Below are 19,823 nucleotides of genomic sequence, written 5' to 3' on the forward strand. Positions count from 1 at the left end.
AAATGGCATCAACATCAGACATTAGAAATGGATTGTGCATAAGATACAATCACGACATATATAAAATTGTAGAATTTTTACATGTAAAACCAGGAAAAGGACCAGCTTTTGTAAGAACAAAGCTTAAAAGTGTTACTAACGGAAAGGTAATTGATAATACATTTTCAGCGGGTCATAAATTAGATGATGTTCGCGTAGAAACTCATAAGTTTCAGTTTCTTTATAATGATGGTGATTTTTATCATTTTATGAATACTGAAGATTACAGTCAGATTCAACTGGTAGAAGCGGCTTTAGACAATCCAGGGTTAATGAAAGAAGGGCAGGTAGTTACCGTTATTATCAATTCGGAAGACAACGCTCCACTTTCTGTAGAAATGCCAGCCAGTGTTATTTTAGAAGTTACTGCTACTGAACCTGGTGTTAAAGGCAATACCGCCACTAATGCCACTAAACCTGCAACAGTTGAAACTGGAGCAACAGTAAATGTTCCCTTGTTTATTAATGAAGGGGATAGAATAAAAGTAGAAACTGATAAAGGGACCTACAAGGAACGTGTAAAAGAGCAATAGCATTTGAAATTTTCTAAACCACATACTTTAAAACAAATAGCTGATTTAATTAACTGTAAATATACCGGTAGTTCTGATTTTCCTGTTTTGGGGATGAATGAGATACATGTTGTTGAACCAGGAGATATTGTTTTTGTAGACCATCCAAAATATTATGGAAAGGCACTGGAATCGGCTGCCACTATTGTTTTAATCAACAAGGATGTTGAATGCCCTGAAGGGAAAGCATTACTCATAAGTGATGATCCTTTTAGAGATTTTAATAAGCTTACAGATTATTTTAATCCTTTTAAACCATCAAATAGCGCTATAGCTAAGTCAGCTACTATTGGAAAAAACACAATCATTCAACCTAATTGCTTTATTGGTAACAATGTTATTATTGGTGATGACTGTGAAATTCATTCAAATGTTAGTATTTATGATGACACGATAATTGGAAATAACGTGACCATTCATGCTGGTACCGTACTGGGAGCAAATGCATTTTATTATAAAAACAGGCCAGAAGGTTATGACCGTTTAAAATCTGGTGGACGTGTTGTTATTGAAGATAACGTAGATATAGGCGCTGCCTGTACTATTGATAGAGGGGTTACAGCCGACACAACAATTGGAAAAGGATCAAAATTAGATAATCAGATTCAAATAGGTCATGATACAATTGTTGGCGAAAAATGTTTAATTGCATCTCAAACGGGTATTGCAGGTTGTGTTGTTATTGAAAACAATGTGATTATTTGGGGACAAGTAGGTGTTAAAAGTGGAATCACTATTGCTGAAGGCACTGAAATATATGCCCAATCTGGTTTAGGCCATTCTACCGAAAAAGGTAAGAGTTATTTTGGGTCTCCAGCCTCTGAAGCTAGAGAACGTTTTAAAGAAATGGCTTATATTAGGAAAATTCCTGAGATTTTAAAATCGTTGAAATCTTAAGAGAGCAAACAATTTAAATAAAAATAAAAATAAATGTAATCTTTTGTTTTAGATTTTTAATTCAAAAAATTACATTTGCTATATAATTTTAACCAAGAAAAATAATCACTTATGAGTGTTTTAGTAAATAAAGATTCAAATATAATAGTTCAAGGTTTTACAGGTAGTGAAGGTACTTTTCATGCCAGCCAAATGATTGAGTATGGCACTAACGTTGTTGGCGGTGTAACACCAGGTAAAGGAGGTCAAACACATTTAGATAAACCCGTTTTTAACACGGTTTTAGAGGCTGTAGAACAAGTTAATGCAGACACCACCATTATATTTGTACCACCTGCGTTTGCAGCTGATGCTATTATGGAAGCTGCTGATGCTGGTATAAAAGTGATTATCACAATTACTGAAGGGATTCCTGTAGCGGATATGATTACAGCCTCAAGTTATATTAAAAATAAAGATTGTAGATTAATTGGTCCTAATTGCCCAGGTGTAATAACGCCAGGCGAAGCTAAAGTTGGTATTATGCCAGGATTTGTTTTTAAACAAGGAAAAGTAGGTATTGTGTCTAAATCAGGTACATTGACGTATGAAGCAGCTGACCAAGTGGTAAAACAAGGTTTAGGTATCACTACAGCCATAGGTATTGGCGGTGATCCAATTATAGGAACAACTACTAAAGAAGCTGTAGAACTACTTATTAACGATCCTGAAACTGAAGCGGTTGTTATGATTGGTGAAATTGGAGGTCAATTAGAAGCTGATGCAGCAAATTGGTATAAAGAAAGTGGAAGCAAAAAACCCGTAGTAGGATTTATTGCTGGAGAAACTGCACCTGCTGGACGTACTATGGGGCATGCAGGAGCTATTGTAGGAGGAAGTGATGATACTGCTCAAGCCAAAAAGAAAATTATGAGAGCTTGTGGCATTCACGTTGTTGATTCACCAGCTGAAATAGGTAAAAAAATAGCTGAAGTTATGGCTTAAATAAATGCTTTAAAATTGAAAAGCCTTGCAATCTTGTGAGGTTTTTTTATTTATAGCCATGAGTATTTGCTATATTTGAATAGAACAAGATAAATAACTAATAACTAGACATAATAATGAAATTATTAGAAGGAAAAACGGCTATTGTAACTGGGGCTAGTCGTGGAATAGGGAAAGGAATTGCCCAAGTTTTCGCTCAACAAGGTGCTAATGTAGCTTTTACATATAGTTCCTCGGTAGATGCTGCAAATGCTTTAGAAGAAGAATTGAACGCGTTAGGGGTTAAAGCTAAAGGTTATAAAAGTAATGCTGCTAGTTTTGAAGAAGCGCAAACTTTGGCTGCTGAAGTTGTTAAAGAATTTGGTAGTATTGATATATTAGTAAATAACGCAGGTATAACAAAAGACAACTTGTTAATGCGTATTTCAGAAGAGGATTTTGACACCGTAATTGAAGTGAATTTAAAGTCTGTTTTCAACATGACCAAAGCTGTTCAGAGAACCATGTTAAAACAACGCAAGGGTTCTATTATAAATATGAGTTCGGTGGTTGGTGTTAAAGGAAATGCTGGACAAACTAATTATGCGGCTTCTAAGGCCGGAATAATAGGGTTTTCAAAATCCGTAGCATTAGAACTGGGTTCTAGAAATATTAGAAGTAATGTTGTGGCTCCTGGTTTTATTGAAACCGAGATGACTGCTACTTTAGATGAAGATATTGTAAAAGGATGGCGTGCTGGAATTCCTTTAAAAAGAGGAGGTACACCTGAAGATATTGCTAATGTCTGTGTCTTTTTAGGTAGTGACATGAGTGCATATGTTACCGGACAGACATTAAATGTTGATGGCGGTATGCTAACTTAAATTTTTATTCCTGTAAATGCAGGAGATCTAAAGAATTTCTAGGCTTTAATGCAAACAGAAATAGTATTATATATTGTAATTGCTGGAATAATAGCCTTTTTATTAGCTCGTTTTCAGTACTTAAATAAACAAAAAAGCGTGTCCAAAAGGTACATGCTTTTTATCTTTTTAAGATGTATTGCCATTTTCGCGATCCTACTTTTAATAATAAACCCCACTTTTAATAAAACAAGTTTTTCTATAGAAAAGCCAAATCTGGTTCTAGCCATTGATAATTCCAGTTCCATAAAGTATTTGGGGCACGAAAACGGAGCTACCACACTAATAAATGAATTGAGAAATAACTCAAGTTTAAACGAAAAATTTGATCTTAATATTTATTCTTTTGGTAAAGACCTAAAATCATCTGATTCAATTACTTTTTCTGAAAATCAAACAAATATTTCTCAAGCCTTTGAGCAACTATCTCAAGTATATTACCAGTCAATAGCGCCTACACTTTTATTAACTGATGGAAATCAGACCTACGGTAATGATTATGAAATGTATGCTAAAACATATAATCAACCAATTTTCCCTATAATTTTAGGAGATACCATTACATATATAGATTTAAAAATTCAGCAGCTTAACGTAAATAAGTACACATTTCTTAACAATAAATTCCCCGTTGAAGCCATATTGAATTATACTGGCACAAAAACTATAAATACTAGATTTCAATTAAAGTTTAATGACAAAGTGATTCATGAACAACCGATTTCTTTTTCTAAAAATGAAAATTCAAAAATTATTAATATCACATTGCCTGCTAATAAAGTAGGTGTATTAAACTTAGAGGCCAGTATTCAACCATTAGAAAATGAGAGGAATAAAATAAATAACTCAAAGAAATTTGCCATTGAAGTGTTGAGTCAGAAAACTAAAATTGCTATTATTTCAGATATAGCGCACCCCGATATTGGAGCATTTAAAAAGAGTTTGGAAAGTAATGAACAGCGCTTGATAGAAATTCTCGAACCTAATTCCGATCTCGCTAATTTAACTGATTTTCAATTATACATACTCTATCAACCTAATAGGAAATTTGATAAGGTCATTGAATTTATAAAATCTCAAAAACAAAATGCACTTTTTGTGGTTGGGAGTAAAACAGATCTGAATTTTTTAAATCGCATTTCTAAGAATTATTCTTTTGATATTACAAATCAATATGAAAACTATCAAGCAGAATTAAACACTAATTATGCGCCTTTTCTTATTGATGACATAGATTTTCAATCATTTCCGCCTTTATATTCAAACTATGGAGATGTAAATTTCATAAGGCCTGTTGAATCTATATTAAATAAAACGATAAACGGTTTAAGTCTAAACACCCCGCTATTAGCAACAATTGAAGATAATGGAATAAGAGAAGCAATATTCTTAGGAGAAAACATTTGGCAATGGCGTGCACAAAGTTATTTAAACGAAGATTCATTTGAACTATTTGATAAATTTTTAGGAAAGGTCATTCAATATTTAGCATCCAATACATTAAAAAGTAGACTAAATATAGATTACCAATCATTTTACGATGGCAATTCTAATCTTATTATTAAGGCTGAATATTTTGATAAAAATTATGCATTTGACAATCGTGAAACACTTACTATTACTGTTGTTGACGAACAAACTAAAGAAAAAAAAGTTTTTCCGTTAGTCTTAAAATACAATTATTATCAGGTTGATTTATCTAATCTTCCCGCATCTAAATATAGTTTTAAAATTGAAACTAGTGGTAGTAAGATATCCAAAACAGGTAGTTTTACGGTCCTTGATTTCAATGTGGAACAGCAATTTATAAATGCTAACGTAAACAAACTAAAAAAATTAGCGACGAATTCGGAAGGAAAAGAATACTTCATTTCTGGCACAAATACGTTAGTAGAAGATTTATTAATTGATTCTAGGTTTGTTCCTATTCAAAAAAGCAACAAAAAAGACATACCTTTGATAGACTGGAAATATTTGTTAGCCATCATTGCTTTGGCATTGGGTGCAGAATGGTTTTTGAGAAAATATCACGGTTTAATATAACAGTACATAAAAGAATCAAAAAATATTGTTGCATTAAAGACTTCGGTAGAATTTTAAATAATTTAATACGGTACAAAATAATTCAAGTAACATAACAAAAGAATTAAATAAAAATTAAAAATAGAGACATGGAAAAATTACCAAAAGTAGCATTGCCTTTTATTGTAGCCGCAATAGTACTAATTATCATTTTAACAAAATCTGCCGTAACCATTGGCTCAGGTGAAGCCGGGGTGCTATACAAAACATTTGGGGGAGGTGTAGTAACTGATGAGTCTGCTCTGGGAGAAGGGTTTCATATAGTTGCCCCATGGAACAAAGTGTTTGTTTATGAAGTAAGACAACAAGAGTTAACTGAACGTATGAAAGTATTATCTTCAAACGGTCTTGATATTCAATTAGAGGCCACCGCCTGGTACATGCCAGAAATTGCAAATTTAGGTAAGTTACACCAGGAAAAAGGCGCAACCTACTTAGAAAGGGTTTTAAAACCTGCTATTCGATCTGCAACAAGAAGTGTAGTGGGTAGATATACCCCTGAGCAAATTTATTCCTCTAAACGAGATGCCATTCAGCAAGAGATTTTTGATGAAACTAAAAAAATTGTGGATGATCAATATATTGATTTAGTGGAGGTTTTAGTGCGTGACGTAACCTTACCTACTGCTATTAAAGATGCGATTGAGCGTAAGTTAGGACAAGAACAAGAGTCTTTAGAGTATGAATTCAGATTGGTAACAGCAGCAAAAGAGGCTGAAAAAGTTATTATTGAGGCTCAAGGTAAAGCGGATGCTAACAGAATATTAAGCGCGTCATTAACAGATAAAATACTACAAGACAAAGGTATAGAAGCTACAATAAAATTATCAGAATCACCCAATAGCAAAATTATTGTAATAGGTTCAGGAGATAGTGGTATGCCTATCATATTAGGAAATCAATAGGCATACGTAATAAAATGCATCATTAAATGAAATATATTAGTAATTATCTATTTTTTAAACCCAATTAATTGATATTACTTAAATGTTTTAAGAATTGTATTTTAAATTTGGAAAAATACATAGAAATTACAGATATTTGTATCACAAAAATAAGACATGACTTTTATTCATTTACATCATCATTATCAAATTTGCTCTCAAGCGAAGTGAAAATGTATTGAATAAAATCAACATATATTTTAAACCCGTTTGAGACAATCAAGCGGGTTTTTATTTTTAAACACCAACTAGATTGTTTCAAACTCATAAAAACAATATAATGAGTAAATTAAGAATTGCAGTACAAAAATCAGGTCGATTAAACCAAGATTCCATGAAATTATTAAAAGATATAGGAATATCTATTGATAATGGAAAAGATCAATTGAAGGCTTCAGCCAAAGGATTCCCTGTTGAAGTGTTTTACTTGAGAAATGGAGATATTCCTCAATATTTAAAAGATGGTGTCGTTGATGCCGCTATTATTGGTGAAAATGTTTTAATCGAAAAAGGAGAAGGAATTAATGTGGTTGAAAAACTAGGCTTTTCTTCTTGCCGCGTATGTATTGCTGTACCTAAAGCAGATCAATACAATAGTATTAAAGATTTAGAAGGTAAGCGTATTGCAACGTCTTACCCAAATACTGTGAAAATGTTTTTAAATGAACATGGTGTAGAGGCAAATCTCCACATTATTAATGGTTCTGTTGAAATAGCTCCAAACATTGGTTTGGCTGATGCTATTTGTGATATTGTCTCAAGTGGTAGTACTTTATTTAAAAATAATTTAAAGGAAGTCGATACCATTTTAAAATCTGAAGCAGTTTTAGCAGTATCTCCAAAGTTAAATTCAGAAAGGCAAGCTATTTTAGAAACCATTCAATTTAGAATTCAATCGGTATTAAAAGGCAGAAATTCTAAATATGTTTTACTTAATGCACCTAATGATAAAGTTCAAGATATAATTGATGTTTTGCCTGGCATGAAAAGCCCTACGGTTTTGCCTTTAGCTCAAGAGGGCTGGAGCTCAGTGCACTCTGTAATTAGTAAAAACCAGTTTTGGGATGTTATTGATGACCTCAAAGCAAAAGGAGCACAGGGTATTTTAGTCTGTCCAATTGAAAAAATGGTTCTTTAACGCTCTAGGTATGCAAATCATAAATAATCCAAATAAAGAATCCTGGTCTAAAATATTAAAACGTCCAACCCAAACAGTTGGTGATATTGAAGGCACCGTTAATCAGGTCTTTAATGAGGTTTCTGAAAGAGGGGATGCCGCTATAAATCAATACACTTATAAATTTGATGGTGTTTCGTTAGACTCTCAGGTGGTGACAGCTGAAGAAATAACTCAAGCTATTAACGAAGTACCTCTTAAACTTCAAAATGCCATTAAGCTGGCAAAACTAAATATAGAGGTGTTTCATACAGCTCAAAAGACCTCGAAAATAGCTATTGAAACAACCAATGGAGTTCAGTGTTGGCAAGAAAAAAGACCTATTCAAAAAGTAGGGTTATACATTCCGGGAGGAACAGCACCTTTATTTTCAACGGTATTAATGTTGGCTGTTCCTGCACAAATAGCCGGGTGTAAAGAAATTGTTTTATGTTCTCCTCCTAATAAAGAAGGGGAATTAGCTCCAGAAATTTTATTTGCTGCGCAACTTTGTGGTGTCACTAAAATTATAAAAGTGGGGGGTATCCAAGCGATTGCTGGATTAACCTTTGGAACAGAAACGATACCAAAGGTTTTTAAAATATTTGGACCAGGAAACCAGTTTGTTACTGTTGCTAAGCAAATAGCAACTAAATATGGCGTTGCAATTGATATGCCTGCTGGTCCTAGTGAATTGTTGGTGGTTGCAGATGAAACGGCAAATGCTGCCTACATAGCTTCTGATTTGTTGAGTCAAGCTGAACATGGCACTGATAGTCAAGTTATCTTAGTTGCCACTTCTGAAACATTAATTAATGAGGTTTCAAATCAAGTGGCTACGCAAATTGAAGTATTGCCTCGCAAAGCAATTGCAGAAAAAGCGATTGCTAATTCAAAATTAATTTATGTTGAAAATGATTCCTTAGCATTAGAATTAATTGATGAATATGGCCCAGAGCATTTTATTATTTGTTCTAAAAATGAAGATTTATATGTGCATGGTATAAGTAATGCAGGTTCGGTTTTTATTGGGGATTATACGCCAGAAAGCGCTGGTGATTATGCTTCAGGAACCAACCATACTTTGCCAACAAATGGGTTTTCTAAGGCCTATTCCGGTGTGAATCTAGATAGTTTCACAAAAAGTATGACCTTCCAGAAAATATCAAAGGAAGGACTTTTAAACATAGGAGAAACCATTGAGTTAATGGCAGAAGCGGAAGGCTTACAGGCACATAAAAACGCAGTTACTATTCGATTAAAGGATTTGAAATAATGAGTATTCAAAATTTAATAAGACCAACCATAAAGGCATTAAAACCGTATTCATCAGCACGAGATGAGTTTCAGGGAAATAGTGATGATATGGTTTTTTTAGATGCAAATGAGAATCCTTTCGAAAATGGTGTCAATCGTTATCCTGATCCATTACAGCGTACGGTAAAATCATTACTTTCTGAACTAAAAGAAATTCCGCAATCAAAAATGTTGTTGGGAAACGGAAGTGATGAAGTTTTAGATTTAATATTTCGTGCGTTCTGCGAACCATATCAAGATAATATCATCACATTACCGCCTACCTATGGCATGTATAGTGTTTTAGCCAATATTAACGCTATTGGCATAAAAAGTGTACCCTTAGATGAAAACTTTGAGCCAAAAGTTGATGCTATACTTCAGCAGGTTGACGGGCATTCTAAGTTGCTCTTTCTCTGTTCGCCTAACAACCCTACAGGAAATAGTTTTGGCACTCAGGCTATGAAAACTTTAGTTGAAAACTTCAATGGCATCGTTGTTATTGATGAAGCCTATATTGATTTTTCAAATGCGGAAAGTTGGGTTAGTCAGCTAGAAAAATATCCAAATTTAATAGTGACACAAACCCTTTCAAAAGCATACGGTATGGCAGGTATTCGCTTAGGTATATGTTATGCTTCAGAAGAGATTATTTCTGTATTAAACCGCATTAAGCCACCTTATAATGTAAACGAGTTAACGCAGCAAAAGGCCATTTCTCAATTAGAGCAGAATGAACGGACACAACAACAAGTTTCTGATATTTTAAAAGAACGGGATGTTTTAGTTGACCAACTTAATTCTATTACTTATGTCTCAAAAATATACCCTTCAGATGCCAATTTTGTGCTAGCCAAAGTAGATGATGCCACTAAGCGTTACAATCAACTCATTGAGCATGGTATTGTAATAAGAAATAGAACCACACAACCAGGATGTGAAAACTGTTTGCGATTTACAGTTGGTACACCTGAAGAGAATAAAATATTAATAGATACTTTAAAATCTATATAATGAAGAAAGTATTATTTATAGACAGAGATGGCACATTAGTTATCGAACCACCAATAGATTATCAATTAGATAGCTTAGATAAATTAGAATTTTACCCCAAGGTATTTCAATATATGGCTAAAATAGCTAGTGAATTGGATTATGAATTGGTAATGGTAACGAATCAAGATGGTTTAGGTACCGAGAGCTTTCCAGAAGACACCTTTTGGCCTGCTCAAGATAAAATTATTCAGGCTTTCGCTAATGAAGGGGTTACCTTTTCAGAAGTCTGTATTGACAAAACCTTTCCTGAAGAAAATGCGCCGACACGAAAACCTAAAACAGGTTTGTTGACCAGGTATTTATCTGAAGACTATGACTTGCTAAATTCATTCGTTTTAGGCGATCGAATCACTGATATGGAACTGGCTAAAAACCTAGGAGCAAAAGGTATATTTTTGTCTGAGAACCCAGAATTAGGTGCTGATGAAATAGAATCTTCAAAGCAAGAAATTTTAGATTGCATAGCACTTACTAGTACAGATTGGGCCGTTATTTATGAGTTTTTAAAACTTGAAAACCGTGTTGAAGAGATAACGCGTAACACCAATGAAACTCAGATATATATAAAACTGAATTTAGATGGTTCTGGTAAAAATAATATCGATACGGGATTATCATTTTTTGATCATATGCTTGACCAAATAGGACGTCATGGCGCGATGGATTTAACAATAAAAGTTAACGGTGACTTAGAGGTAGATGAGCACCACACCATTGAAGATACCATGATTGCTTTAGGGGAATTATTTAATAAGACCTTAGGTAACAAGTTAGGTATTGAGCGTTATGGTTTTTGCTTACCCATGGATGATTGTTTAGCTCAAGTTGCTGTTGATTTTGGTGGTAGAAACTGGCTGGAATGGGACGCTGAATTTAATCGTGAAAAAATAGGCGATATGCCCACTGAAATGTTCTTCCATTTATTTAAGTCGTTTACAGATGGGGCTAAATGTAATTTAAATATTAAAGCTGAAGGTGATAACGAGCACCATAAAATAGAAGGTATTTTCAAGGCTTTTGCTAAAGCTATGAAAATGGCTGTAAAAAGGGATGCTAATAAGATGTTTTTACCATCAACAAAAGGAATGTTGTAATGAAACTTGTAATAATAAATTACGGAGCCGGAAATATAAAAAGCATTCAGTTTGCTTTTAACCGCTTGGGGTATGATGCACTGTTATCCAATGACCCTGAGGAAATAAAATCAGCCGATAAGGTTATATTTCCAGGTGTCGGTGAAGCAAGTTCGGCTATGAAAATGCTTAAAGAAAGTGGTTTAGATAAATTGATTCCAACGCTTAAACAGCCTGTTTTAGGGATATGTTTGGGTATGCAATTGATGTGTTTACATACTGAAGAAGGTGATACAGCAGGTCTCGGGATATTTCAAACCAAAGTCAAGCGTTTTTCAAATGATGTAAAAGTGCCACAAATGGGCTGGAATGTTATTAAAGAATTAAAATCTGACTTGTTCAAAGGCATTAAAGACAAGGAATACATGTATCTGGTGCATAGTTTTTATGCCGAGCATTGTAATGAAACCATTGCCGCAACAGATTATGAAATCAATTATGCTTCAGCATTGCAGCATGAAAATTTTTATGGCACCCAATTTCACCCGGAAAAGAGTGGGAAAGAAGGCGCTAAAATATTAAAGAACTTTTTAGAACTATAACATGAGAATAATACCAGCAATAGATATTATAGATGGGCAATGTGTACGCCTTTCAAAAGGTGATTATACCACAAAAAAAGTTTATAATGAAAATCCTCTCGAAATTGCTAAAGCCTTTGAAGCACATGGTATTGAGTATTTGCATTTGGTAGATCTTGATGGTGCAAAAGCAAGCCATATTGTAAATTATAAGGTATTAGAAGCTATTGCCACAAAGACGAATTTAAAAATTGATTTTGGCGGCGGTTTAAAGACGGATGAAGATTTAAAAATTGCATTTGAATCTGGTGCAGGTCAAATTACTGGTGGGAGTATTGCAGTAAAACAACCAGACATCTTTAAAAATTGGTTATCTGCCTTTGGTGCCGACAAAATAATTCTAGGTGCTGATGCGAATAATGAAAAAATAGCCATTAGCGGTTGGCTAGAAGAATCTGATGAAGATTTAATACCATTTGTAAAAAACTACATGACCGAAGGCGTGTCCTATGTGATTTGTACAGATATAGCAAAAGATGGGATGTTGGAAGGACCTTCTTTTGATTTGTATGAAAAAATGCTAAAACAATTACCTCATGTGAAACTTATTGCAAGTGGTGGTATTTCAAAATTTGATGAATTACCAAAATTAGCTGAACTAGGATGTGAAGGAACTATTATTGGTAAGGCTATATATGAAAATAAAATTAGTTTGAAACAACTTGAAAATTATATTGTAAATGCTAACTAAACGAATCATACCATGTCTCGATATTAAAAACGGACGTACAGTAAAAGGCGTAAATTTTGTTGATTTACGTGATGCTGGAGATCCAGTAGCTTTAGCAAAGCAGTATGCCGACCAAGGCGCAGACGAATTAGTGTTCTTAGACATTACTGCGACTTTAGAAGCCCGGGCTACAACATTAGAAATGGTTTTACACGTTGCAGAACAAGTAAATATTCCGTTTACTGTAGGCGGTGGTATTTCATCGGTAGAACACGTGGATGCATTATTAAAAAACGGTGCCGATAAAGTTTCTATTAATTCGTCGGCAGTAAAACGCCCTGAATTAGTCAATGAATTGGCTGATAAATTTGGAAGTCAGTGTGTTGTTGTTGCTATTGATGCAAAACAAATAGATGATGAATGGTTCGTACATCTTGCTGGTGGCACCATTCCAACAGACATCAAATTGTTTGAATGGGCTAAAGAAGTTGAAGACCGTGGTGCTGGCGAAATTTTATTTACATCCATGAACCATGATGGTACTAAAGGTGGTTTTGCCAATGAAGCTTTAGCTAAATTATCTGAACTATTGAATATTCCAATAATTGCCTCTGGCGGTGCAGGACAGGTACAGCATTTTATTGATACTTTTGAAAAAGGAAAATCTGACGCGGCTTTGGCGGCAAGTGTATTTCATTTTGGAGAAATTCCAATTCCTGAATTAAAAAAACAATTAAAAGCAAATCATATTGAGGTGCGTATATAGTTGTCCTTGAAAACAATAGACGACGAAATAATCTTAATATACTTATAGAAACCAATAAACAGATTGCAGCATCACTTAAAAGTGATTCGCAATGACAACTACAGAATCATGACAATTAAATACGACCAAAACGGATTAGTCCCAGCCATCATACAAGACGCTACAACAAGAAAAGTGTTGATGTTAGGCTATATGAACGAAGCATCCTATAAAAGAACAATAGAAACAAAAAAAGTTACTTTTTTCAGCAGGAGTAAACAACGTTTATGGACTAAAGGCGAAGAAAGTGGTAACTTTTTAAATCTTGTTGATATTAAAAATGATTGTGATAATGATTCCTTGTTAATTCAAGTAAACCCAGTAGGCCCAACCTGTCACACCGGAACTGATACCTGTTGGAAAGAAGAAAATGTTTCAAGTTATGGCTTTCTATCAACTTTAGAAGATGTCATTACTGAACGTGTTGCAAATAAAGACACTCAAAAATCGTATGTGGCTAGTTTGTTTTCAAAAGGAATTAATAAAGTGGCTCAGAAAGTAGGCGAGGAGGCAGTTGAAACTGTTATTGAAGCCATGGATGATAATGATGAGTTATTCTTATATGAATCAGCTGATTTACTATTTCATTATCTTATGCTCCTTCAAGCTAAAGGATTTACTTTAAACGATATTGAAAAGGAGTTAAAGACAAGGCAAAAATAAATTTGCTTCAGTTATTCTTTAATCATTGGATAAACAAATGCATCTTATGGTAATAATTGTTGTTCTTGTTTTGAATATATCTATATCGCCAGTTGGCTAAATAGACCATATTATACATAAAAATTGTAGGGCTATAAAATGAATTCATTTTATAGCCCTACTTGCTTTAGAAAATTTCTATTTCAAATAATGATAATTATCCACTAAAGTCATAAGCGAAATAAAACATATTTCCTTCTAGTCGTTTGATTTTGAAAACAATTTTACTAGCTCAACTACCCCCTTAGAAACAACAATTCCTCCCCTAATGTTTTATTAAAATAGAGGTAATTTTATTCACTATTGGTTATCTAATCTTAGCCTAACACATGCCTCGCTTAGGAAGCGTGGTAATATGTTTATTTATAAAGAACTAAAATGCAAGTCACTTATTAATATCAATTAATAATAATGGTATTAATAAGTTTTAAATTTTAAATAAAAAATAATGAAAATAACTTCAAATGGATTATTTACAATACTATACGCCGTATGTTTTATTGTCCAATACGGAAATTCTCAAGACACCAAAATCTGGAAAAAGTATACTGGAGAGCTAACTGGTGTAGAGGCAGATTTAATACCTGACTTGCCAAATTATAGTTTTGCGGGTTACAATTTAGGAGCTTCTGCAATACCAGAAAGCACTGCAACCGTTTTTGATGTTACCACATACGGAGCAGTAGCAAATGACAATATATCTGATGTAGATGCAATTAAAGCAGCTATTAGTGCTGCGCAAAACGCAGGTGGAGGCGTTGTGTTTTTTCCTCCAGGTGAATTTATAGTAAACCCTGTAGCTGGTAATTATGTGTCAATAAGAATTACACATTCAAATATTGTGCTTAAGGGAAGTGGTTCTGGCCCTGATGGTACTGTAATTAATATGAAAACTGTAATGTCTCAAGTTCCGGGTGTTACTGCGCTTTGGAATACACCAAAAATGTTCGTCTTTGATGCACCATATAATTCAACACAAAAATTAGCTTTAACGGCAGATTCTGATAAAAACTCAAACTATGTAACTGTAACGGATGCAAGTGTACTAAATGGGTATAAATATGTGAGAATGGATATGCCGGCAAACAAAGAGGCTAATAGCTTATACCTTGACGGAAAAACGAACACAAGAAGTATTTGGAGTAATATTAATAACAAAGGTGTAGAAGGGAAGGAGTTTCATGAAATTGATAGGATAGAGGGAAATAAAGTATACTTTAAGGATGAGTTTATTAATGATATAAAAGCTGCTCATGGTTGGACTGTTAGTGGTTGGGGGATGATGGAGAACTCAGGTTTTGAAGACATTCATTTTAAAGCCAATTTCACTGAAGGCTTTCAGCATCATAAGAATTATAAACATGATTCTGGTTGGAGTGCCATTGGTTTTGGCGATGCGGCACATTGCTGGGTAAGACGTTCCCGTTTTTCAAATGTTACACAAGCAGTATCTACAGGACATTGTTATGCGGTTTCTATTATTCAAATATTAGTAGATGGCAACCGAGGCCATGCTTTAGTTGGAGCTGGTGGTTCTTCAAGAATTTTAATGGGATTAATATGGGATAATACTAACAGAGGGCAATGGCATGGCATTGATGTGTCTGGTAGAACAACTGGTTCTGTAGCATGGCGAATTGACGCAGAAAATGGAAGAGGAATGGATATTCATGGATCATATCCTAGATCTAATCTTTATGATTTATATGCTGCGTATGATGTTATGGGCAATGGAGGTCACTATGCTAATTTACCAAATCACTTAGGAGGCTTAACCATTTGGAATCATAGTAGAGTAGGGCCAAATGTTTCAAACTTTGATTTTTGGGAAGATTGCGGTAGTAACTATTGTAACGCCGCTGTGGCAAACCCAATAATTGTTGGGTATCATGGCTCTAAGACTACGTTTCTACAATCAAACATTAAATATGAAGAAAGTAATGGTGTAAAAGTGTATCCTGAGTCGTTATATGAAGCTCAAGTAGAATATAGGTTAGGCACTAGGCCAGTATGGTTTGATGAAGCCATAGCGGAATATGAGGAATTAAAAGATAAATGGTATCAGATCCCAGAAAGCTTAAATTATACCGAGACAATTAACAACCTAAGTTTAGTTGGCTGGGGTCAAGAAACCTATATTGGGGACAATGAAATTATATGGCATGTAAATGCTAAAGGTGTCAATAATTATATAGATTCTTCCAAAGAAATTTATTTTCAGAAGGGGGTAATCGGTATTCATTCAAATAACATTCCTGGAGGGATTTCTTCTTTCTCAGTTGATTGCAAAGATTTATGGGAAGATGGCTCTGAGAGAATTATTGAATTATTAATCAATAATAAAGTTGTTGGGTCCATGCGCCACATCGGTAGCGAGATATATCAATTTAAAGTGGAAAACATAAATATTACTGGAGACATTAAAATAGCACTCAGAAATGCAAGTACGAGCAGTAAAAATAATACTATAGCCATAAATGATATTTCATGGATGCCATCTAGTAGTTTAGCTTCAAGTGAACACATTATAGATGCTATTAGGGTGTATCCTAATCCAACAAACGACAATGTGACCATTAGATTACCTATAAATAATACTATAAAAACATTAGTTTTAATAGACATACATGGAAGAACGCTTTTAACACAACCCGTAAATACTCGAAATAATACGGTCGTACTTAATTTAGAAAAAAAAGCTATTTCTAAAGGTGTCTATTTATTGCAATTAAAGGATGATAAATCTTTTAAAACGATTAAAATTATAAAAAAATAAATAATTCGCTAAATCGTTTTAAAAACCTTAAAAGCCTAAAAAAACCACATTTTTATTAATAGGTACAGAAATTTTAATTCTTTAAGAAAGCCATCCTTTTGATTCGCTTTTTCTAGCAAACCAAACGAAAAATAGAGCAAAGACTATAATCATAATGGTCATTACCATACTAGATGCGTAGCCGTTTATAAGGATATACCCCATTTGAATAATAACAGCTAACAATGATAAAAGCCATAATTTAACAGACCAGGATTTTCTAAGTAATAACCCAATGGCCGCTAATGCTCCTCCAAATACGGCAATTGCGAAAGCGGCCGTAACCCAAACAGGCATATTCGCTGCAATTTCTAATTGTTCAGTGGAGTACATGTTACGATAACTTTCAGTGTTATAGGCTTGTTGTAAATACGCATTAACCCCCATACCATTCCAAACAAGGGCTATAACGCCAACTATCCAAAACCAGATTGGCGGTTTGTTGATTGAACTTGTCATAATATTTTGTTTTGTTAGTGATTTGATTACAATGTATAAATTTTTTGCCACAATTAATAAATACCCTAATTTTCGCCTTAATAAAACATACTAATGAAAAAGTATTATTACGTAATTGATGTTCAATATTTAGGGTATCGTTTTCATGGTTGGCAAAAACAACCCAACTTAAAAACGTTGCATTTAATGGTAGACAGAACTTTCAATTATATTTTGGAGGGTACCTATTTTAAGACGTTGGTTTCTGGACGAACGGATGCCATGGTATCTGCAGAGCAATCGGCTTTTGAACTATTTTTAAAAGAACCTATAGAAGATACCAAGGCCTTTTTACAGCTGTTCAATCACAATTTACCACAAGATATTAGAGCCTTAAATATTCGAGAGGTAGATAAGAGCTTCAATATAATCAACCATTCTAAAGTTAAAGAATATTTGTATTTATTCACCTATGGTGAGAAATGCCACCCGTTTTGTGCGCCCATAATGACAACCATTATGGATGATTTAGACATTAACCTTATGAAAAAAGGAGCTAAATTATTTGAAGGGACGAATTATTTATGGTCCTATTGCTACAAACCAACAGAACAAGGCATTTACACTAGAGATATTTTACAATGTGAATTGGTTGAAAATAATATATATCAAGCCAATTACTTTCCAAAACAAACCTATATGTTAAGGGTAAAGGGTAAAGGGTTTATGCGAAATCAAATACGCTTGATGATGGGCACCTTGATTGATTTGGGTAAGGGCAAATTAACACTCGATGATATCAAAGAAAGCCTACTTCCTGATAGTAAAGTAAAAATGCAATATATAGCTCCTGCATCTGGTTTGATTTTAAATCGTATTGAGTTTGAGTAGTATAAAAGGTTTTGTAACTTCCCTTTTTAAAATCGACTTATTTATTTAAATTAATCAATCAAAATAAAATCAATTATGGCTAGCACTATTTCTAAAGACGTCTTTTCCTTTTTTAAAAATTTAGAAAAAAACAACAACCGAGATTGGTTTAATGCACATAAACCAGAGTTTAAAGCGATTGAAGTCGAGGTAAAGCAGGTCTATAATGCTATTTTGGAAAATTTAAATAAGCATGACGATATAGACAAACTCAAAATATTCAGAATCTATAGAGATGTGCGCTTTTCCAAAAACAAATTACCTTACAAAACGCATTTTGGCGGATCATTCCATAGGACAAAACCAAGATTACGTGGGGGGTACTATTTGCATATTCAACCCAATAATGAAAGTTTTATAGCCACCGGTTTCTGGGAACCCGCTAAAGAAGATTTAATGCGTATTCGGAAAGAATTTGAAATGGATGCCTCTGAAATCCGTGAGATACTTTCAGATAAAAATTTTAATAGGGTTTGGGGAGATGCTTTTGTTGGTGATGAAGTAAAATCGGCCCCTAGAGGTTTTAATAAAGACCATGAGGCCATAGATTTAATCAAGAAAAAACAATATATTTTTACAAAAAAATATACAGACAAAGAGGTGTTAGATCCCGGATTTTTAGATGATGTGGATCTGTCTTTTAAGGCTATAAGACCCTTTTTTAATTACATGAGCGATGTGTTAACCACAGATTTAAATGGCGTATCATTAATTGATTAACATTAAGAATACTATCTTGTTTTGATTAAAGCTCCTAGCGCATTTAATCAATAATTAAACCGCTGTAAGTAATTCTGGTTTTGTAAAAATTTGGATCTGACTTAAAAGACGCTCTTTAACCAAATTCATCATGCGTTTATTGAGAGCGGAAGAATTATTTATGTATAGTAAATATTCTTCTACTGAAAATAAGCCAATAATCATGCCTTTCATTGAATTACGAAGCTTCATGTCTTTTTGAACCGCATTTTCAATGTAATCCAAACGTTTTTCAAGCGATAAATCGTAGAATACACTTTTGTGCTTTGCTACATAATTTCTAAAAACTTCAATAAGTAAATCGTTTTGAAATTTTATAATGGGCCGAAGTACGCCATTTTGAAAACGTTCATCTGCACTCATGTTATCCTTAATAGTAGCTGATGGGATTTCCGGTCGAATACTTTTTAAGTTAAATTTTCTAGTGTCCATGATAAGAGTTTTAATAAAAATATAGCTTTTGAGTTCTGGAAATTGAAGCAGGGCGTTTTAATTGTTAACGAGGTTATTAACATTGTGCATTTTTTCTATCTTTAAAGCATATTTAAACGCCGTAATTAAAAGTCCCTAAAGCCTCTAATAGATTTATAAAACTGCCATTAGTACTTTTTAAGCGTTTTCAATGCACAGTACCAAACACAATATTCAATAAAAAATAATATTACTATGAGATTTCATACAAGAAAATGGATTAAACCTGAAGATTTAAATGCCAATGGAACCCTTTTTGGAGGAAGGTTGTTAGACTGGATCGATGAAGAGGCCGCCTTGTATAGTATTGTTCAATTGGAGAATCAGAAGGTTGTGACAAAATATATAAGTGAAATAGATTTTAAAGCTTCTGCCAAACAAGGCGATGTCATTGAAATTGGCATTAAAGCAGTCAAGTTTGGACATGCTTCTTTAACACTGAGTTGTGAAGTTAGAAATATGATGACTCGCGAAACGATTATTACAATTTCAAATATTATAATGGTTAATATTGGAAAAGATGGCAAGCCTTTAGCACATGGAAAAACCGAAGTAGAATTTGTAAAAGATAGATTGTAATAAGATGCCTTT

The 19,823-nt window shown here is 33.7% G+C and carries 20 protein-coding genes; 18 read left to right on the top strand and 2 right to left on the bottom strand.

Annotated elements, in window-relative coordinates; all coding sequences use genetic code 11:
* Positions 1-2 precede the first annotated feature (2 nt).
* The 15 genes from efp to IE051_RS01515 all read left to right on the top strand — a co-directional run bounded on the left by efp (position 3) and on the right by IE051_RS01515 (position 16,595).
* Entirely contained in the window at positions 3-572 is a 570-nt protein-coding gene (gene efp, locus IE051_RS01445; RefSeq protein ID WP_189358756.1) for an elongation factor P, read from the top strand.
* A 3-nt stretch (positions 573-575) separates the two neighbouring features.
* On the top strand, positions 576-1,508 hold the full coding sequence (locus IE051_RS01450) for a UDP-3-O-(3-hydroxymyristoyl)glucosamine N-acyltransferase (RefSeq protein ID WP_189358758.1): 933 nt from the start codon (positions 576-578) through the stop codon (positions 1,506-1,508).
* A gap of 111 nt (positions 1,509-1,619) precedes the next feature.
* Entirely contained in the window at positions 1,620-2,492 is an 873-nt protein-coding gene (gene sucD / locus IE051_RS01455) for a succinate--CoA ligase subunit alpha (protein WP_189358759.1), read from the top strand.
* A 116-nt stretch (positions 2,493-2,608) separates the two neighbouring features.
* Positions 2,609-3,355 (top strand): 3-oxoacyl-[acyl-carrier-protein] reductase, encoded by a 747-nt coding sequence (fabG, locus tag IE051_RS01460; RefSeq protein ID WP_189358761.1) that lies wholly within the window; start codon positions 2,609-2,611, stop codon positions 3,353-3,355.
* A gap of 48 nt (positions 3,356-3,403) precedes the next feature.
* Positions 3,404-5,437 carry a VWA domain-containing protein gene (locus IE051_RS01465; protein WP_189358763.1) on the top strand — a complete coding sequence of 678 codons (2,034 nt, stop codon included), beginning with the start codon at positions 3,404-3,406 and terminating at the stop codon, positions 5,435-5,437.
* A gap of 128 nt (positions 5,438-5,565) precedes the next feature.
* A complete protein-coding gene (locus IE051_RS01470; protein WP_189358765.1) occupies positions 5,566-6,381 on the top strand; it encodes a prohibitin family protein in 816 nt (271 codons plus the stop codon).
* Between the two features lie 319 nt (positions 6,382-6,700).
* The gene (hisG, locus tag IE051_RS01475) at positions 6,701-7,558 is read left to right on the top strand and encodes an ATP phosphoribosyltransferase (RefSeq protein WP_189358768.1); all 858 of its coding nucleotides are present in this window, start codon (positions 6,701-6,703) and stop codon (positions 7,556-7,558) included.
* Positions 7,559-7,568: 10 nt separating this feature from the next.
* The gene (hisD, locus tag IE051_RS01480; protein WP_189358770.1) at positions 7,569-8,852 is read left to right on the top strand and encodes a histidinol dehydrogenase; all 1,284 of its coding nucleotides are present in this window, start codon (positions 7,569-7,571) and stop codon (positions 8,850-8,852) included.
* Positions 8,852-9,886: a histidinol-phosphate transaminase gene (gene hisC / locus IE051_RS01485; protein ID WP_189358772.1), complete on the top strand. Its 1,035-nt coding sequence runs from the start codon at positions 8,852-8,854 to the stop codon at positions 9,884-9,886. Before hisD ends, hisC begins: the two co-directional genes overlap by 1 nt.
* Complete coding sequence (hisB, locus tag IE051_RS01490) at positions 9,886-11,022, top strand: bifunctional histidinol-phosphatase/imidazoleglycerol-phosphate dehydratase HisB (protein WP_189358775.1); 1,137 nt, start codon at positions 9,886-9,888, stop codon at positions 11,020-11,022. Before hisC ends, hisB begins: the two co-directional genes overlap by 1 nt.
* Complete coding sequence (hisH, locus tag IE051_RS01495) at positions 11,022-11,603, top strand: imidazole glycerol phosphate synthase subunit HisH (RefSeq protein WP_189358777.1); 582 nt, start codon at positions 11,022-11,024, stop codon at positions 11,601-11,603. Before hisB ends, hisH begins: the two co-directional genes overlap by 1 nt.
* Position 11,604: 1 nt before the next feature.
* The gene (gene hisA, locus IE051_RS01500) at positions 11,605-12,333 is read left to right on the top strand and encodes a 1-(5-phosphoribosyl)-5-[(5-phosphoribosylamino)methylideneamino]imidazole-4-carboxamide isomerase (protein ID WP_189358780.1); all 729 of its coding nucleotides are present in this window, start codon (positions 11,605-11,607) and stop codon (positions 12,331-12,333) included.
* Positions 12,323-13,078: an imidazole glycerol phosphate synthase subunit HisF gene (hisF, locus tag IE051_RS01505; protein WP_189358783.1), complete on the top strand. Its 756-nt coding sequence runs from the start codon at positions 12,323-12,325 to the stop codon at positions 13,076-13,078. Before hisA ends, hisF begins: the two co-directional genes overlap by 11 nt.
* 108 nt (positions 13,079-13,186) lie before the next feature.
* Positions 13,187-13,780 (top strand): bifunctional phosphoribosyl-AMP cyclohydrolase/phosphoribosyl-ATP diphosphatase HisIE, encoded by a 594-nt coding sequence (gene hisIE, locus IE051_RS01510; protein WP_189358785.1) that lies wholly within the window; start codon positions 13,187-13,189, stop codon positions 13,778-13,780.
* A gap of 487 nt (positions 13,781-14,267) precedes the next feature.
* Positions 14,268-16,595, top strand: coding sequence for a DUF4955 domain-containing protein (locus IE051_RS01515; protein ID WP_189358787.1), 2,328 nt, complete (start codon positions 14,268-14,270; stop codon positions 16,593-16,595).
* Between the two features lie 81 nt (positions 16,596-16,676).
* On the opposite strand, the gene IE051_RS01520 is transcribed toward IE051_RS01515, so the two are convergent.
* Positions 16,677-17,093, bottom strand: coding sequence for a hypothetical protein (locus IE051_RS01520; RefSeq protein ID WP_189358789.1), 417 nt, complete (start codon positions 17,091-17,093; stop codon positions 16,677-16,679).
* 93 nt (positions 17,094-17,186) lie between these two features.
* Between IE051_RS01520 and IE051_RS01525 the strand changes: the two genes are divergently transcribed.
* On the top strand, positions 17,187-17,963 hold the full coding sequence (locus IE051_RS01525) for a tRNA pseudouridine synthase A (RefSeq protein ID WP_189358791.1): 777 nt from the start codon (positions 17,187-17,189) through the stop codon (positions 17,961-17,963).
* A 75-nt stretch (positions 17,964-18,038) separates the two neighbouring features.
* Entirely contained in the window at positions 18,039-18,722 is a 684-nt protein-coding gene (locus tag IE051_RS01530; RefSeq protein ID WP_189358792.1) for a DUF2461 domain-containing protein, read from the top strand.
* Positions 18,723-18,776: 54 nt separating this feature from the next.
* Here IE051_RS01530 and IE051_RS01535 read toward each other — a convergent pair whose 3' ends face one another.
* On the bottom strand, positions 18,777-19,193 hold the full coding sequence (locus IE051_RS01535; protein ID WP_189358794.1) for a glyoxalase: 417 nt from the start codon (positions 19,191-19,193) through the stop codon (positions 18,777-18,779).
* Positions 19,194-19,427: 234 nt separating this feature from the next.
* On the opposite strand from IE051_RS01535, the gene IE051_RS01540 reads away from it, so the two are divergent.
* On the top strand, positions 19,428-19,811 hold the full coding sequence (locus IE051_RS01540) for an acyl-CoA thioesterase (RefSeq protein WP_189358796.1): 384 nt from the start codon (positions 19,428-19,430) through the stop codon (positions 19,809-19,811).
* Positions 19,812-19,823 lie beyond the last annotated feature (12 nt).

It is taken from the genome of Algibacter mikhailovii (assembly GCF_014651495.1).
In the GTDB taxonomy this organism is placed as follows: domain Bacteria; phylum Bacteroidota; class Bacteroidia; order Flavobacteriales; family Flavobacteriaceae; genus Algibacter_E; species Algibacter_E mikhailovii.

Coding starts and splice junctions, on each gene's coding strand:
- hisG (WP_189358768.1), top strand. CDS start 6,701: ATGAGTAAATTAAGAATTGCAGTACAAAAATCAGGTCGATTAAACCAA.
- hisF (WP_189358783.1), top strand. CDS start 12,323: ATGCTAACTAAACGAATCATACCATGTCTCGATATTAAAAACGGACGT.
- sucD (WP_189358759.1), top strand. CDS start 1,620: ATGAGTGTTTTAGTAAATAAAGATTCAAATATAATAGTTCAAGGTTTT.
- hisIE (WP_189358785.1), top strand. CDS start 13,187: ATGACAATTAAATACGACCAAAACGGATTAGTCCCAGCCATCATACAA.
- hisB (WP_189358775.1), top strand. CDS start 9,886: ATGAAGAAAGTATTATTTATAGACAGAGATGGCACATTAGTTATCGAA.
- IE051_RS01530 (WP_189358792.1), top strand. CDS start 18,039: ATGGCTAGCACTATTTCTAAAGACGTCTTTTCCTTTTTTAAAAATTTA.
- hisC (WP_189358772.1), top strand. CDS start 8,852: ATGAGTATTCAAAATTTAATAAGACCAACCATAAAGGCATTAAAACCG.
- hisD (WP_189358770.1), top strand. CDS start 7,569: ATGCAAATCATAAATAATCCAAATAAAGAATCCTGGTCTAAAATATTA.
- fabG (WP_189358761.1), top strand. CDS start 2,609: ATGAAATTATTAGAAGGAAAAACGGCTATTGTAACTGGGGCTAGTCGT.
- efp (WP_189358756.1), top strand. CDS start 3: ATGGCATCAACATCAGACATTAGAAATGGATTGTGCATAAGATACAAT.
- IE051_RS01520 (WP_189358789.1), bottom strand. CDS start 17,093: ATGACAAGTTCAATCAACAAACCGCCAATCTGGTTTTGGATAGTTGGC.
- IE051_RS01540 (WP_189358796.1), top strand. CDS start 19,428: ATGAGATTTCATACAAGAAAATGGATTAAACCTGAAGATTTAAATGCC.
- IE051_RS01515 (WP_189358787.1), top strand. CDS start 14,268: ATGAAAATAACTTCAAATGGATTATTTACAATACTATACGCCGTATGT.
- hisA (WP_189358780.1), top strand. CDS start 11,605: ATGAGAATAATACCAGCAATAGATATTATAGATGGGCAATGTGTACGC.
- hisH (WP_189358777.1), top strand. CDS start 11,022: ATGAAACTTGTAATAATAAATTACGGAGCCGGAAATATAAAAAGCATT.
- IE051_RS01525 (WP_189358791.1), top strand. CDS start 17,187: ATGAAAAAGTATTATTACGTAATTGATGTTCAATATTTAGGGTATCGT.
- IE051_RS01535 (WP_189358794.1), bottom strand. CDS start 19,193: ATGGACACTAGAAAATTTAACTTAAAAAGTATTCGACCGGAAATCCCA.
- IE051_RS01465 (WP_189358763.1), top strand. CDS start 3,404: ATGCAAACAGAAATAGTATTATATATTGTAATTGCTGGAATAATAGCC.
- IE051_RS01470 (WP_189358765.1), top strand. CDS start 5,566: ATGGAAAAATTACCAAAAGTAGCATTGCCTTTTATTGTAGCCGCAATA.